This is a genomic window from Flavobacterium sp. CYK-55 (assembly GCF_018413465.1).
Lineage (GTDB): Bacteria > Bacteroidota > Bacteroidia > Flavobacteriales > Flavobacteriaceae > Flavobacterium.
The window spans coordinates 87680-103575 of the sequence record NZ_JAHCDK010000010.1 but is presented as its reverse complement, the minus strand read 5'-3'; the positions used below and the strand labels follow the sequence as shown (position 1 = coordinate 103575).

Sequence of the window (15896 nt, the reverse complement as noted above, 5' to 3'; positions counted from 1 at the left end):
GAATGTGCGGATTTTTAAAAAATGTTAGGCAAAAGTACAATAAATGCCTTTCATTTCTCATTAATTTGGATACTTTTATGTTTTAATCAAAAAAAAACTTGACATGTTTAAAAATGTGTTTTTTTCGGATAGAATAAAATGGATTTTCGCATTTTTTAGTTTGCTTTTAACCATCACCTCAAACGCTCAAAACCAAACCCCTAAAAGCGACTTTTGGGATCATGTACGCTTTGGCGGAGGCTTCGGAATTAGTGTAGGTTCAGGCTATACCGATATTCTGATTGCACCCAGTGCTGTTTATAATTTTAACGATTATTTTTCGGCTGGTGTAGGCTTGCAGGGCAGTCATGTAAAGTTTAAAAACGAATATACGTCAAATATTTACGGCGGAAGTTTGATCGGGTTGTTCAATCCGATGGAGGCCATTCAGTTATCGGTTGAATTAGAGCAAGTTCGCGTTAATCAAGAATTCAAACAATTGGAATACAAACGCAACTTTTGGAATACCGCCTTGTATTTTGGTGCCGGTTACAGTACTGACAACATAACGGTGGGTTTCAGATATAATGTGCTGTTTAAAAAAGATGATTTTGTGTATAGCGAGGCCTTTATGCCGTTTGTTCGGGTTTATTTTTAAATTAAGAAAAACTACAGAAAATCCTCAGCGCATAAATTGCAAATCTTACTAATTTAGTTTTCTGAAACTCTCGAGAAGGTTCAAACATTTTTATTATCAACGCCATTTAATATTTATATCATGAAAAAAATTCTTTTAGGCATTATTGCCAGCGTTTTTTGCGCATCATTGAGCTTAGCGCAAGCCAACAACCCTTACAATCAATTTGGAATTGATGTAGTCACCGCAGCCAAAGCTGTTTATGTTGATTATCAGAATGGTAAACTCAACAACATTGATCAAGAAACTTTAGACCTCTACATCAAAAAGTTCTTTCCGGAACAGGGCAACATTTCATTAGCTGATTTTAATCAAATTTTAGCAAGCTTCAAAAATGCTAACAATGCTTCAATCATTAAAAATGCTAAGTATTCAAACGAAGCCAAGGTTTTTTTACAAAAATCACTAGAGCACTACAGCATAACCAAATTGGTTGACGAAGTTCAAAAAAGTAAAATTGCTGATCGTGAAAAAAAGGATGTCTTGTGTGTTTTGGCCATCAACTACAATTTGATAGCGCCCTATTTTGATCAGACCGAAACTTCGCCCGGCAAAGGGTCACTTGGTCATAGCAATTATTCAGACACCGTACTTTTGAATCGCTCTAACGGATACAACGCTATTATTTGGGGCGGTATTGGGGCTAGTTATGGAAGCACATTTGGCCCTATAGGCACTGCTGTTGGCGGACTCGTCGGCCTTGTTATTGGCGGATGGATGGACGAAGGCAGTATTAGAACAGTTGTTGTTAATTCTTCAAGCGGCTCTTCTGGTTACAGTTCTGGATGGGGTGCCCAACCGTAAAAATTAATTAAACCACAGTGAGATAGCTTACTGTGGTTTTTTATACATTTATCTATGCAAAAAAAGTTTTTGATTCTGTGTTTTTGTTTTTTCTTCATCGGTTTGTATGCCCAACAAACGCTCCGAGGAAAAGTTGTTGATGCAGCATCAGGCGAACCTTTGTCATTTGCGAATATTATATTCAACAACAACAGCGCTCTATCGGTTAGTAGCGATATCAACGGTACATTTAGTTATTATTCGGCTCAAGAGATTACTTCGCTTAGGTGCAGTTTTATTGGTTATCAAACCAAAATAGTACCTTTTACAGTAGCTCCGAACTCGATCATGACTATTGCCTTGACTCCGGATAGTCAAAATTTGAATGAGGTTACGGTTTATCCCGGTGAGAATCCTGCTTGGCGCATCATGAAAAAAGTTATTGAAAACAAAGACATCAACAATCCTGAAAAATCAGGGTCTTTTACTTATCAATGCTACAACAAATTGGTTGCTGATCTTAAGCTCAATTCAAAAGACCAAAAAGACAGTATTGGCTTGAAGCAATTTATGCGGGGAAAACATTTATTTATCATGGAAAACGTAACGCGCAGAAAATTTATCGCCCCCGATTTAAGCGATGAAGAAGTTTTGGCTACAAAAGTCTCAGGATTTAAAAACCCGATGTTTGCCTCTGTCGCTACTGAAATGCAACCTTTTTCGTTTTATCAAGACAACATCAAACTAATCGATATTCACTACTTAAATCCGATCAGCTCTGGCAGCTTAAAAAAATATAAGTTTAAAATTGAAGACTCTTTTCTGAAAGAAAAAGATACTGTTTTTATTATTTCGTTTGAACCTAAAAAAAACAAGAACTTTGATGGATTGAAAGGATTACTGTATATCAACTCAAATAAGTATGCTGTGCAAAATGTAATTGCATCGCCTTATCAACGCGGTAAGATTAATTTAAAAATTCAACAACAATATCAATTAATTGGAGGAACTTATTGGTTTCCGGAACAATTAAATTACGTATTGCAACTTGATGAATATCCGTCTAAAAAAGCCGGTTTTGTTTTTGAAGGGAAAAGCTATCTTAACCAAGTGCAGATTAATCCTAAACTTACCCGTAAAGAATTTGCGCTGGAAGCGGTTCATTTAGCAGCTGATGCAGGCCAAAAAGACACATCGTTTTGGGATGAAAACCGAAAAGAAAAGCTCAATAATCAGGAGATTAAAACCTATCGCTTTATGGATAGTATCGGGCAAAAACATCAGTTTGATCGCTATTTGAGAATAGCCGAAAAAGCAGCCAACAATCGAGTAGATTTGGGTTATGTTGATCTTGATCTTTCTCAAACGTTCCATTATAACGAGTTTGAAAAATTACGGTTAGGAACTGGTTTTTACACCAATGAAAAAATCTCTTCAAAATTTTCATTGGGCGCATTTGCTGGTTACGGAACAGGCGATTCTGAGTGGAAATACGGTTATGAAGCCAACTACTTTATTTCAAAAAAACACGAGCTATGTATTGGTATTAGCCATCAAAACAATCTATTTGAAATCGGAGGAACTGATTTGAGTCTGTATGATAAAAATATACTAAAATGGAGAAGGTTTATAAGTTCGTGGTTTGACAATGTTCATCAAAACTCAATTGTTGCTCGGTATAGAATTTCAAGATATTTAACTGGTGAAACTTCGCTCAACAGAACAAGCATTAAGCCTGTTTACCCTATTGATTTTGTTTCAAATTTGAGCCGATACCACAATACCGATTTGAGAATTTTCTTGAGGTTTGCTTACAAAGAAAAAATAACGCAGGTTTTTAACAGAAATATTAGTTCGGGAACCACCTATCCAATCTTGTACTTTTTTGGATCAAAAGGAATCAAAAATTGGTTTAACTCAGACTTGAATTACCTCAAATTACAAATGGCTGTTGAACAAAGCTTTTACACTACTAATTTCGGAACAACTTCCTACCGATTTGAGTCAGGCTATATCAACCAAACAGTACCCTTAGGTTTGCAGTTTACCGGTGAAGGCAGTTATGATTCCGACATCCCTTATGTGACTAAGAATACTTTTCAAACCATGAAGCCGTACGAGTTTTCATCTGATCGATATGCACATCTATTTTTAAAACATCATTTTGGCACTTTATTATTTAAAACCAAATATGTGCAACCCGGTCTGAGTATATATAATCATTTGGGTTGGGGTCAATTATTAAATCAACAAAACACAGCAAATCTTTGGTTTAAAGATCAAAAAAATGTGTTTTTAGAAGCCGGATTAGGCTTAGACAATTTGATTAAGGTAAACGTCTCAAATATTGGCTACTTAGGTATAGGAACTGCTGTTTTTTATCGATACGGATATTATGCCCATCCGGAAGCGAATGACAATCTAGCTTACAAAATTACTTTTCAGTTCAGCACACAATAAATCACAAAATAATGAAATCAACAATTCAGACCTTGCTTGTGTTTTGGTCTGCCATGCTGTTATTGTGCAGTAGTTCGTTATCAGCTCAAAACCTATATCGCAAAGATTGCATCTATTTAATTTGTCGCGGAACCAAACAAAAAGTAGGTTTAATAGCCGAAAAATACAATCTTAAAGATCCGCATATCACACATGTTGGAATTGGACTTTGGGTGCGTAAAAAATTTATGATTTATCATGTAATCAATGACCGCAACGGGCCTTCAGATTTGGTTATTGAATCGCTTGCAGGTTTTAAAAGCCCTCAGGATTTATTCTATCTGAGTATTTGGGCATGTGCTATATCAAAAAAGGAACAGCTTAGATTATATGAAATTCTTCAGAGTTATTCGAAGCAAAAAATCACCTTCGATACTGATTTTAAAGCCCAAAATAAAAAACTTTATTGCTCTGAATTTTGTGTTGAAGTTCTAGAAAAATTAAACAACAAGAAGTTTCATTTTGTTAAGAATAAACAAACCTTGGATTTTTTTTCTTCAAAAATATTAGAGCGCGAGGTTATAGAATATTATCCGGTTGACTTTTTTCGGAATAATCCCAATTTCAAAAAAATATTTGAACAAAATATCAATTAGTATCGGTTGCGAAACCAGACTTTTACCCATTCGCGTTTGAGAATCAAAAAAGCTACTTCTTTAGAAAGTTTGTTTAGGTCTGAACCGTCGAGCTTTTTAACTTGATCTTCTGAAACATCAACAATGTAAAGCAAGTTGAGATATTCGGCAAATTTGTATTGAATAAGCCGGTACATTTTTTCGTGTAGTTGTATTTTGAGTTCTTCAGGCGTGGTGCTCATCGGAAAATCAACACCTTCATTGGCCAAATTAAAATCTTTGTTGATTTGCTCAATGAGTTTAAGGTAGAGCTCTTGTTTTGAGGCTTCATCCAAAAGCATATCGGTATTTAAAGGCGCTATAAAACTCATCATTATTTAAGTGTGATTCTGATTTAATTTCTGAACCAATTTAGCCAACAACACATCGCCGCCGGCATAAAAAAACACGGCTCCAATAGGCGGATTGGCTGTCGGAAGATAGTCAAACGTTTTTTCGGACCAAGCCCAACAATTAAAATAGGTTCCAACAAGTTCAATAAAAACTACGCAAACCGCAATAAAATAATACAGATTTTGCCAGCGTTTTCGTTTGAGTAAAGCAAAAAAGAACACGGCAAAAACCAAGGTAAAGATATCGTTTAACCACCAGCCAACCGCTAAAAATGACAATAAAAAAAGAACGGTAAATATTTTTCGAATGAGCGCATCACTTTGTATTGCCCAATTTCTGTGCGCCCACACATAACCTGAAGCATAAACAATGGCATGACCAAACGGAACATACATCGGAATTCCATCGGTTCGATAGTGATACATCTTGAGCCACTCGCAAAAAATAAGCTCACCGATATATGAAAGCCAAACCATGTGCATCATCAACAGCCGAAGAAGTTTATCGGCTGAAAGCCACATCAGCAAAAAATACAAAATGGCCATGACATTGGTTACACAACGCCCGTTCATGGGAGTCTGAACCGATTCTACAGACAAGGCCAACGGTGTAAAAGCGAAGAAAAAGACAGCTAAAAACCACAGTGTTTTAGGGTTTTCAGTGTTTTTTCTGAACAAAAAATTGATGGCTTTTGCGTTCATTTTTATACCGAACGACCCATTAAGTTCAATCCAAAGGCATGAAGCATTTGCTTGGCTTCTGAACTGATTTGTAATTGTTCTAATGATTGAAAAGCTCTTGAAGTGTAGTCTTGAATTGCAGTGCGCGTAGCATTTACGGCTCCGGTTTGTTCAAAAATTTGCTTGACCGATTCAATTTTATCGGTTGGGTCATTGGGTTTGATTGAATAAAGTTGATCTAGTTGTTCGCGCATATCTGCCGAAGCAAACTCAACCGCTTTAAGATAAAGATATGTTTTTTTGTTCTCGATGATATCGCCCCCTACTTGTTTGCCAAAAGTTTCGGGATTGCCAAAAGCATCTAAATAATCATCTTGCAACTGAAAGGCAATGCCTAGATTTCGGCCAAAATCATAAATCAAACGAGCATTTTCAGTACTGGTTTGGGCAATGATGGCGCCCATTTGCAAAGCTGCACCCACCAAAACCGCCGTTTTGAATTCAATCATTTTGAGGTATTCAGGCAAAGTCACATCATCTCGGGTTTCAAAATCAATATCACATTGTTGTCCTTCGCAAACTTCAAGCGCCGTTTTGCTAAAAAGTTGCGCCAATTCTTTAAAAATCTCCGGCGGGTATTGCTCAAAATATTGATACGCCAAAATAAGCATCGCATCACCCGAGAGAATTCCGGTGTTGAGATTCCATTTTTCGTGTACAGTTTCATTGCCGCGACGAAGGGGCGCATCGTCCATAATGTCATCGTGAACAAGCGAAAAATTATGAAAAACCTCAACCGCCATAGCCGCTGGTAATGCTTCTTGGCTGTGTTTTCCAAAGATTTCGGCACTCATTAAAGTCAAAATGGGTCGGATGCGTTTTCCGCCCAAACTGAGGATATATTCAATAGGCTCATAGAGATTTTTAGGCTCTTTTTGGGGTTGATGTTGCTCAAGATAAGCTTGAAAATTAGCCTGGTAAACTGCGAGACTTTGCATGTAGAAATTTTTGGCTAAAGTAAATCTTTCTGTCGGGTTTGACAAAACAGCATTTGAACCATATGTTAAAAAATTGTAAATACTTTGGAAACTTTTTTGGTATTTAAAGTTTCCATTTTACATTTGCCCAGAAATTTATCCCACCTATGAAAGATAAAATCATCAAAAAGGCAACCGATATGTTTTTGAAGCTCGGCTTTAAAAGTGTGACGATGGACGATATTGCCTGCGAGATGTGCATTTCAAAAAAAACCATCTACAAATATTTCAGCAACAAAGAAAAACTCATTGAAGAAGGCACTGAAGTGGTGCATCAAAAAATTCATGCGGTAATGGACGAAGTAGTCGCTCAAAACCACAATGCCATTGCCGAAAACTTTGAATTGCGCAAAATGTTTAAAGAAATGTTTCAATCGTTTGATCATTCGCCGGCCTATCAGCTCAAAAAACACTATCCGGAGATTTATGAAAAAATGATGGCCAACGAAGTAGAAGATTGCAGTACAATGTTCCGTCAAAACATCTTCAAAGGAATCTCAGAAGGTTTGTACCGAGCAGAAACCGATGTAGAAGCTGCCGTAAAATTCTATTATACTTTGATTTTCTCGATCAATGAAAACACCATGCTTGAGAAAGATGCCTACGAGCTTGAAGCCAAAGCGCTTGAATACCATACACGAGCTATTGCAACGGCCAAAGGCATTGAAGAATTAGAAAAACAACTATCCAAATACACTTATTAATAATCATCAGTCAGCTTTATGAAAAACAAACTCTATCTCATTCTGGTGCTGTTTTCGGTAGTGATGTATGGGCAAAATCAGCCTCAAACGTATGCATTTACGTTACAAGAGGCCATTAGTCACGCCATTGAAAACAACTACACTTCCATCAACGCCAGCCGCGACGTACAAGCCGCCCAAAAGAAAAAATGGGAAACCACAACCATCGGTTTGCCACAAATCAGCGGAAACGTCAATTACTTGAACAATTTAAAAATCCAACAAAATCAAATTACGGTTAACGGTCAAAGCACGACCATCGCGTTTGGTAATTACAACTCGATGGATGCCAGTCTTAAATTGACCCAATTGATTTTTGACGGTTCTTATTTGGTCGGATTGCAATCAGCAAAAACCTATTTGAAAATTTCAGAAAATGCCAAGGTAAAAACCCACCAAGAATTGCGCGAAATTGTGACCAATACTTATGGAAACGTTTTGTTGGCCGATGAAAGCATCGCAATTTTTGAGCGCAACAAAGCAGCTTTAGAAAAAACTTTAGGTGACACTAAGGAAATCTACAAAAACGGTTTTATTGAAGAAGAAAACGTCGAGCAATTGCAAATTACACTCGCATCGGTCAACAGCGCGCTCGAGAATGTAAAACGACAAAAACGCATTGCGCTTGATATGCTCAAACTCGTTTTAGGCATCAACCTCGAAGATCAATTAACCTTGAAAGACAAGCTTGAAAACCTAACCCAAAACAATATGGATTTGGCCATTCTCAAAGAAGAGTTTCAAGTTAAAAACAACATCGATTATCAAATTGGGCAAAACACACTCACCAGCAGCGAGTTGTTGCTCAAGTTAGAACGCAGCAAAGCTTTGCCGTCATTGGGCGCACAAGTAAATTTTGGTTCGAATACTTTTGGGAGCAGATTTACCATGTTCAACAGTGATCAACTTTGGTTTAATTATTCGAATGTTGGTGTTGGATTGACCGTTCCGCTTTTCAGTAGTTTAGGCCGAAGCGCACGTACGCAGCAAGCCAAAATCGCTCTCGAGCAATCTAAAACCCGACTCTCAGAAACCGAGCAAAAACTCAAATTAGATTTTGAAAAAGCCAAAAGCGATTATGAATTCAGCTTAGAGCAATTGGGCACTTCAAAAAGCAATTTGAACCTAGCCGAACGCATCGAGAACAAAAATCAAGTCAAGTTTAAAGAAGGACTCACGTCAAGTTTTGATTTGACCGATGCGCAACGTCAGTTGTACAGTGCGCAACAAACCTATTTGCAAGCCATGGTGGATGTCATTACCAAAAGAGCTTCGCTTGAAAAATTACTCAGTAAAAACTAAATAAACACTAAATACAACCATGAAAAAACATATCACACTCATTTTGGCATCGGCATTACTGGTCATCGGATGCGGAAAAAAAGAAGAAGCCACGGGTTCTATCGACGATTTAATCAAAGGCAAAAAAGTAACCGAACTACAAGCCAAAAAAACAGCCTTACAAGCAGATATTGACAAAATTGATGCGGCGCTTACCCAGCTCAACGTAAAAGTAGACGAGGCTTTGGTCTCGGTACAAGCCATTCAAGACACGGTTTTTACGCATTATCTTGAAGTTCAGGGAAATGTGGACACCAAAGAAAACATCATCGTACAACCAGAATTCAGTGGGACATTGGTGAGTCTCAATGCCAAAGCCGGACAAAGCGTAGCCAAAGGGCAAATTTTAGGGCGTGTAGATGACGCCGGCCTGAGCCAACAACTCGCGAGTTTAGAAAATCAATTTGCGCTGGCCAAAACCAATTTTGATCGTCAGAAAAATCTTTGGGACAAAAAAATTGGCTCAGAAATGCAATACCTTCAAGCGCAAACCAATATGATCAGCGCGCAAAAAGGCGTGGCACAGCTAAAAGCACAATTGGCCAAAACCGTGATTCGCGCTCCGTTTAGCGGAACCATTGACGAAGTTTTTGTTGAAAAAGGTCAAGTTGTTGCGCCGGGCACACCGCAAGGTTTGATGCGCATCGTAAACGTGAGTAATATGTATGTGTCAACATCAGTGCCTGAAACCTATATCGGCAAACTCAAAGTCGGAACCGAAGTAGATGTTTTCTTAACATCACTGGGCAAAACCTACAAAGGAAAAGTACGCCAAGTAGGCAATTTCATCAACCCGAGCAACCGCAGTTTCGGTATTGAAGTAAGCGTTCCGAACCCACAAGGTTTGTTGCGCCCGAATCAAGTGGCCAAGTTGCGCATCATTGATTACACCAACAAAAAAGCCATCGTTGCTCCATCAAATTCCATCCAAAAAGATGCTTCTGGCGAAAACTATGTATACGTAGCAACCAACATCAAAGACAAAACAGCCACGGCCAAAAAAGTAGTTGTTCAAGTAGGCCAATCATCTGACAATGTTACTGAAATTTTGAGCGGATTAACTGCCCAAGACATGATTGTAACCGACGGTGTGAACAACATTTCTGAGGGAATGAAGCTTAACTTCTAAACGAAACATTCTTTGATACACATCCTTAAACAAAAAAAATGAGCAAGCATAACAAAGAATTTAGCATATCAAGTTGGGCCGTTGACAATCGGGTAACGGTGTACATCTTGACTTTTATCATCGTCGTGGCGGGGATTTATTCATACATCTCCATGCCGCGTGAAGATTTCCCTGAAATCATCGAAAACAAAGTATACATCTCGTCGGTTTTCCCAGGAAACTCAGCTGAAGATGTTGAGAAACTCGTTGTAAAACCACTCGAAAAAGAATTCAAAAACATCAGTGGCGTGAACAAAATTGCTTCGAGTTCGTTTCAAGATTACGGAATGATCGTTGTTGAATTTGATGACAAAATTGGCATTGAACTCGCCAAACAAAAAATCAAAGACAAAGTCGATAACGCCAAAGCCGACACCGATTGGCCGAATCTAGACAACGGAAGCAAAGTCGAGCCCAACGTATTTGAGCTCAACATTTCTGAAGAAGTTCCGGTGCTCAACATCAACCTCAAAGGCGATTACACGGCGCAACAACTCAAAAAATTCGGCGAAAAACTGCAAGACGATATTGAAGAAGTTCCCGAAGTAAAAAAGGTGGACATCCTCGGGGTTGACAACAAAGAAGTTGAAATTGCGGTGGATATTTTTAAAATGACCGCGGCTCAAGTAAGCTTTGACGATATTCAAAACGCTGTGCGTAGTGAAAACATGACTTTGTCGGGCGGAAACTTGGTTTCACAAGGCTCGCGCAACAACATCCGCATCATTGGTGAGATGAAAGATCCGACCGAACTCAACCAAATCATCGTAAAATCATTTGGCGGATCGGTTTATCTAAAAGACATCGCTACCATTAGCTTTAAAGAAAAAGAGCGCACCACTTATGCCCGTGAACGCGGTCAAGAAGTCGTCATGCTCAGCGTTAAAAAACGTTCGGGTCAGAACATGATTTCGGCCATTGAACAAGCGCGCGAAAAAGTAACCGAGGCACAAGCCAATTATTTGCCTAAAAACCTCAAACTCGAATTTACCGGTGATCAATCATCACGTGTAGAACACCAAGTAAATGAACTTTCAAACCACATTATTTTCGGGATTATCCTAGTGATGATTGTACTCATGTTTACCATGGGATTGCGCAACTCGTTGTTTGTGGGCGCGGCCATTCCGCTGTCGATGTTCATTGCTTTTGCGCTCTTGGCTTCGATGGGCAAAACGCTCAACACTATGGTTTTATTCGGGCTGGTTATGGGATTGGGAATGCTCGTAGACGACGGTATTGTGGTCGTTGACAACGTATTTGCCAACATGAAAAAAGGCATGACACGACTGCAAGCTTCGAAACTAGGAATCGGCGAAATTGCTTGGCCGGTTATCTCCTCTACCGCTACCACGCTGATGGCTTTCTTGCCGTTTGCTTTGTGGCCGGGCACGATGGGTAAATTCATGATTTATTTCCCGATGACTTTATCGGTCACCTTAGGCGCATCGTTGTTTGTGGCGATGGTGGTCAACGCAGCCATGACGGGCGGTTCGATGGATATTGAAGACAGAAACGTTTCTAAAAAGAACATCCGTCGCAACACCATTTATATGGGCGTTGCAGCCGTGATTTTTTTGGTGGTGGGATACAGCACCGACGGTAAATTTTTCAAATCAATGGGGCATTTAGCCGTGATTGCTTTGGGTATGATGTGGGCTTATCACTTAAAAATTTATCAGTGGACACAAGACTTCCAGCACAGTTTCTTTCCGAGAATGGAAGAAAAATACAAAATCTTTTTGGCTAAAATCCTCACCGGACGCAATGCTTGGTATGCTTTTGTGGGCATCATCGGAATGCTCATCTTATCCTTTGTATTGGTAGGTGTATTCCCGAGAAAAGTGCTCTTCTTCCCGGACAACATCCCGAATCAAGTTATTACTTATATTGAATATCCACAAGGAACCGACATTGAAAAAACCAACAAAGCCACGCGTTATGTCGAGCAACAAATCGTCAAAATTCTCGATAAATACCAAGACAAATCAACCGGTGAGAATTACTTGGCCGAATCCATCGTTTCACAAGTAGGTGTTGGCGCCGGTAACCCAAATGTCGATGCCGGTTCTGCCAACGAAACGCCTTATAAAGGAAAAGTCTCGATTAACTTTAGAGAATTCAAATTCCGTCGTGGTGTGGATACTTCAAAATTGCTCGAAGAAATCCGCGGATTGGTCAAAGGAATTCCGGGTGCCATTGTAACGGTTGAGAAAGATTCTAACGGTCCGCCAGCCGGATATCCGATTAGTTTGGAGCTTAAAGGCGACGATTACAACCAAATGTTGGCCGAATCGAACAAGATCATTTCGTACATCAACTCTAAAAACATTCCGGGCATTGAAAAACTCCAAGTTGACATCAACAAAGACAGTCCGGAACTTCAAGTAAGTGTAGATCGCGCCAACGCCGGAAGCATCGGAGTATCCACCGGACAACTCGGATTTACTTTGCGTCGTTCGGTTTACGGCCAAGAAATTTCTACCTATAAAGAAGGCGATGACGATTACAACATCGTGATGCGTATGCAGGAAGATCAGCGCAAAAACGAGAACATTTTGTTCAACCAATCGCTCACATTCCGCAATCCGAACAACGGACAAATCATGCAAGTTCCGGTTTCAGCGGTATCGCACACAGATAAAACCAATACGTTTAATATGATCAAACGCAAAAACCACAAACGCGTGATGACCATTTATTCCAACGTATTGACCGGTTACAATGCCGATGCGATTACCAAAGAAATTGCCCAACAAATGGAAACTTACAAATTGCCTAAAAACATTGCTTACGGATTCTCGGGCGTACAAGAAGAACAAGGCAAAAACCAAGCATTCTTGAACATTGCGTTCTTGTTGGCTATTGCCGGAATTACTTTGATTATTGTGTTGCAGTTCAACTCCATGTCTAAAACCATGGTGATTCTCTTTACGGTGCTCTTGAGTTTTAGCGGTGTTTTCTATGGCTATGTGATTGCCAACATGGATTTCGTGATTCTGATGACCATGATGGGCATCATCTCACTGGCGGGAATCGTGGTGAAAAACGGTATCGTACTCATGGACTTCTTTGTGTTGCTCATGGATCGAAAAGTTGAAGAAAAAGGCGTCGAATCACACGATGATTTAACCTTAGACGAAATCAAAGAAGTCATCATCGAATCGGGCAAATCGCGTTTGCGTCCGGTATTGCTCACCGCGCTTACCGCCGTGTTGGGTTTAATTCCGCTGGCCATTGGTTTGAACTTTGACTTTTTCTCACTCATCACTGATTTGAACCCACATATTTTTATCGGAGGTGACAACGTGATTTTCTGGTCGCCATTGGCTTGGACCATCATCTTCGGATTAACCTATGCCACCATTTTGACTTTGGTGATTGTTCCTGTAACCTTCTTCTTGGTTAAACGCATCAAGTATCGCTTGCGTGATAGACGCGCTGCAAAACTTGCCGAATAAATACAACAAAACAAACAAACAAACGCAAAAAAGCCCGCTTCATCAGCGGGCTTTTTAATATTTTAAATCTTAATTTTTAGTTTTTGCTCACATAAGCAATTTGGTTGTCGGTATAGCGCACGCGGCTCAATTGCGATCCGCTCCAAAATGACCACTCGCCTACTTTTTGTCCTTGCGCATAAGTGCCCACCGCAAGTTTATTGCCTTGCTCGTCATACGATGTCCATGCGCCATCGAGTTTTCCGTCTTTATAAAAACCTTGTTGTTGTACTCTTCCGTTGTCATAGAAATACGTAATTTGAACACGGTTTCCTATAACTTCAAATTGAGGTTCTAATGCTTGGGCTTGTACCAATCCTGAAATCATCAATCCTGCTAATATCACAAACTTTCTCATATGTAGGTTGTTTTAAGTTGTTTTCAATACCTCAAAATTAGGTTTTAATTTACATTAACCAAACTTTTACTTAACAATTTGGTAACATTGGGTAAAAACTTAACATTGAAAATTTCACAAAAACACCGTTAACCCTTGTCAATAGGGCGTTCCCTGCGGGTCGGGCTGTGCGCTGTATCTCCCGAAAAAAACGGGAGGATGCCGCTTCCATCCCTAACGCAGCGCCGTATCTTCAGCAAAAAACCGTATGGTAAATTGACAATTATGGTTAACTTTGCGCGGTTAAAATTTCAAACATGTACAGAAGTCATACTTGCGGCGAACTCAACAGCGCCCACATCAATACCCAAGTAACCCTCGCGGGTTGGGTACAAAAATCACGTGATAAAGGATTCATGAATTGGGTTGATTTGCGCGATCGCTACGGCATTACGCAATTGGTTTTTGATGAAAGCCGCACCGACAAAACTGTGTTTGAACAAGCCAAAACTTTAGGTCGTGAGTTCGTAATTCAAGTGCGCGGAACAGTCATTGAACGCGAATCCAAAAACCCCAACATCCCAACAGGCGATATTGAAATTTTGGTACAAGAACTCACCGTGCTCAACGCGGCGATTGTTCCGCCATTCACCATTGAAGACGAAACCGATGGCGGCGAAGACATTCGTATGAAATACCGTTACCTCGACATCCGACGCAATCCGGTAAAAAACAGTTTGTTGTTCCGTCACCGCGTGGCCATGGAAGTGCGTAACTATCTTTCAAAACAAGGTTTTTGCGAAGTTGAAACACCTTATTTGATTAAATCAACACCTGAAGGCGCTCGTGATTTTGTGGTTCCGAGCCGCATGAATCCCGGACAATTTTACGCTTTACCACAATCGCCGCAAACCTTTAAGCAATTGCTAATGGTGGGTGGAATGGACAAATATTTTCAGATTGTGAAATGCTTCCGCGACGAAGATTTGCGCGCGGATCGTCAGCCTGAATTCACGCAAATTGATTGCGAAATGGCTTTTGTAGAACAAGAAGATATTTTAGATACTTTTGAAGGTTTGACACGTCATTTACTCAAAGAAATCAAAGGCATTGAGGTAGATAAATTCCCTCGTATGACCTATGACCACGCCATGAAAACCTACGGAAATGACAAACCCGATATTCGCTTCGGCATGGAATTCGGCGAGCTCAACGCAGTAGCGCAACACAAAGATTTTAGCGTATTTAATTCGGCAGAACTCGTGGTAGGTATTGCTGCGCCTGGTTGTGGCGAAATGACCCGCAAAGAAATCGATGCGCTTATTGATTGGGTAAAACGTCCGCAAATCGGTGCTTCGGGCATGGTGTATGTAAAATGCAACGAAGACGGAAGCTATAAATCATCGGTAGATAAATTTTATGACCCAACTGATTTAGCTGCTTGGGCTAAAGCCACCGGAGCCAAAGCAGGCGATATGATTTTTGTGCTTTCAGGTCCGGCCGACAAAACCCGCACACAACTCAGTGCTTTGCGTATGGAAATCGCTACCCGATTGGGCTTGCGTAAACCTGATGAGTTTGCTCCGCTGTGGGTGATTGACTTTCCGCTTTTAGAAAAAGATGAAGACAGCAACCGTTGGCATGCCATGCACCATCCGTTTACTTCGCCCAAACCTGAAGATATGAAATTGCTCGAAACCGATCCCGGAAAAGTGCGCGCCAATGCTTATGATATGGTACTCAACGGAAACGAAATTGGCGGCGGTTCGATTCGTATTCACGACAAAGAAACCCAACAACTGATGTTTAAATATTTAGGTTTTTCTGATGAAGAAGCCCGCAATCAATTTGGGTTTTTGATGGATGCATTTCAATATGGCGCACCACCACACGGAGGTTTAGCGTTTGGTTTAGACCGATTGGTGGCCATTTTGGGCGGACAAGAAACCATCCGTGATTTTATTGCGTTCCCGAAAAATAACTCTGGCCGCGATGTCATGATTGATGCACCTTCGGTGATAGATTCAGCTCAACTTACAGAATTGCAAATTCAGCTCAATTTAAGTTAAGTTTATTTTGAAGAAAAAAGCAAAAAGCTTGTAAATCAATAAATTTTACAAAAAAATAACCTTGAGCTGTCATTTGTATACTTTTAAAAGTTACA

13 protein-coding genes are annotated in these 15896 nt (G+C 39.9%); 9 read left to right on the top strand and 4 right to left on the bottom strand.

Translation table 11 applies throughout. The annotated features are described in order from the left end of the window. The first annotated feature begins 103 nt into the window (after positions 1–103). The 4 genes from KIH23_RS11140 (at position 104) to KIH23_RS11125 (ending at position 4554) form a co-directional block, all read left to right on the top strand. Positions 104–637 carry a hypothetical protein gene (locus KIH23_RS11140; protein ID WP_213213565.1) on the top strand — a complete coding sequence of 178 codons (534 nt, stop codon included), beginning with the start codon at positions 104–106 and terminating at the stop codon, positions 635–637. 120 nt (positions 638–757) lie between these two features. Next, on the top strand, positions 758–1480 hold the full coding sequence (locus tag KIH23_RS11135) for a hypothetical protein (protein ID WP_213213564.1): 723 nt from the start codon (positions 758–760) through the stop codon (positions 1478–1480). A gap of 54 nt (positions 1481–1534) precedes the next feature. Beyond that, positions 1535–3919 (top strand): DUF5686 and carboxypeptidase-like regulatory domain-containing protein, encoded by a 2385-nt coding sequence (locus KIH23_RS11130; protein ID WP_213213563.1) that lies wholly within the window; start codon positions 1535–1537, stop codon positions 3917–3919. An 11-nt stretch (positions 3920–3930) separates the two neighbouring features. Continuing rightward, positions 3931–4554, top strand: a complete 624-nt coding sequence (locus KIH23_RS11125) for a hypothetical protein (protein ID WP_213213562.1) — start codon at positions 3931–3933, stop codon at positions 4552–4554. On the opposite strand, the gene KIH23_RS11120 is transcribed toward KIH23_RS11125, so the two are convergent. From KIH23_RS11120 to KIH23_RS11110, 3 genes are read right to left on the bottom strand one after another with little or no spacing between them, the layout of a single operon-like run. After that, positions 4551–4904 (bottom strand): hypothetical protein, encoded by a 354-nt coding sequence (locus KIH23_RS11120; RefSeq protein WP_213213592.1) that lies wholly within the window; start codon positions 4902–4904, stop codon positions 4551–4553. The two genes, KIH23_RS11125 and KIH23_RS11120, sit on opposite strands and share 4 nt — an antisense overlap. Before the next feature lie 6 nt (positions 4905–4910). Beyond that, positions 4911–5627, bottom strand: a complete 717-nt coding sequence (locus KIH23_RS11115) for a hypothetical protein (protein ID WP_213213561.1) — start codon at positions 5625–5627, stop codon at positions 4911–4913. Positions 5628–5629: 2 nt separating this feature from the next. Beyond that, positions 5630–6604 (bottom strand): polyprenyl synthetase family protein, encoded by a 975-nt coding sequence (locus KIH23_RS11110; RefSeq protein WP_213213560.1) that lies wholly within the window; start codon positions 6602–6604, stop codon positions 5630–5632. Positions 6605–6750: 146 nt separating this feature from the next. Between KIH23_RS11110 and KIH23_RS11105 the strand changes: the two genes are divergently transcribed. Genes KIH23_RS11105 through KIH23_RS11090 form a run of 4 tightly spaced genes read left to right on the top strand, consistent with a single transcriptional unit; the run spans position 6751 to position 13356 of the window. Continuing rightward, positions 6751–7347 (top strand): TetR/AcrR family transcriptional regulator, encoded by a 597-nt coding sequence (locus KIH23_RS11105; RefSeq protein WP_213213559.1) that lies wholly within the window; start codon positions 6751–6753, stop codon positions 7345–7347. A gap of 18 nt (positions 7348–7365) precedes the next feature. Continuing rightward, positions 7366–8688: a TolC family protein gene (locus KIH23_RS11100; RefSeq protein ID WP_213213558.1), complete on the top strand. Its 1323-nt coding sequence runs from the start codon at positions 7366–7368 to the stop codon at positions 8686–8688. A gap of 19 nt (positions 8689–8707) precedes the next feature. Beyond that, positions 8708–9856, top strand: a complete 1149-nt coding sequence (locus KIH23_RS11095; protein WP_213213557.1) for an efflux RND transporter periplasmic adaptor subunit — start codon at positions 8708–8710, stop codon at positions 9854–9856. 38 nt (positions 9857–9894) lie between these two features. Continuing rightward, entirely contained in the window at positions 9895–13356 is a 3462-nt protein-coding gene (locus tag KIH23_RS11090) for an efflux RND transporter permease subunit (RefSeq protein WP_213213556.1), read from the top strand. 76 nt (positions 13357–13432) lie between these two features. Here KIH23_RS11090 and KIH23_RS11085 read toward each other — a convergent pair whose 3' ends face one another. Then, the gene (locus tag KIH23_RS11085; RefSeq protein WP_213213555.1) at positions 13433–13753 is read right to left on the bottom strand and encodes a toxin-antitoxin system YwqK family antitoxin; all 321 of its coding nucleotides are present in this window, start codon (positions 13751–13753) and stop codon (positions 13433–13435) included. A 296-nt stretch (positions 13754–14049) separates the two neighbouring features. Between KIH23_RS11085 and aspS the strand changes: the two genes are divergently transcribed. Beyond that, the gene (gene aspS, locus KIH23_RS11080; protein WP_213213554.1) at positions 14050–15801 is read left to right on the top strand and encodes an aspartate--tRNA ligase; all 1752 of its coding nucleotides are present in this window, start codon (positions 14050–14052) and stop codon (positions 15799–15801) included. The last annotated feature ends 95 nt before the right edge of the window (positions 15802–15896 follow it).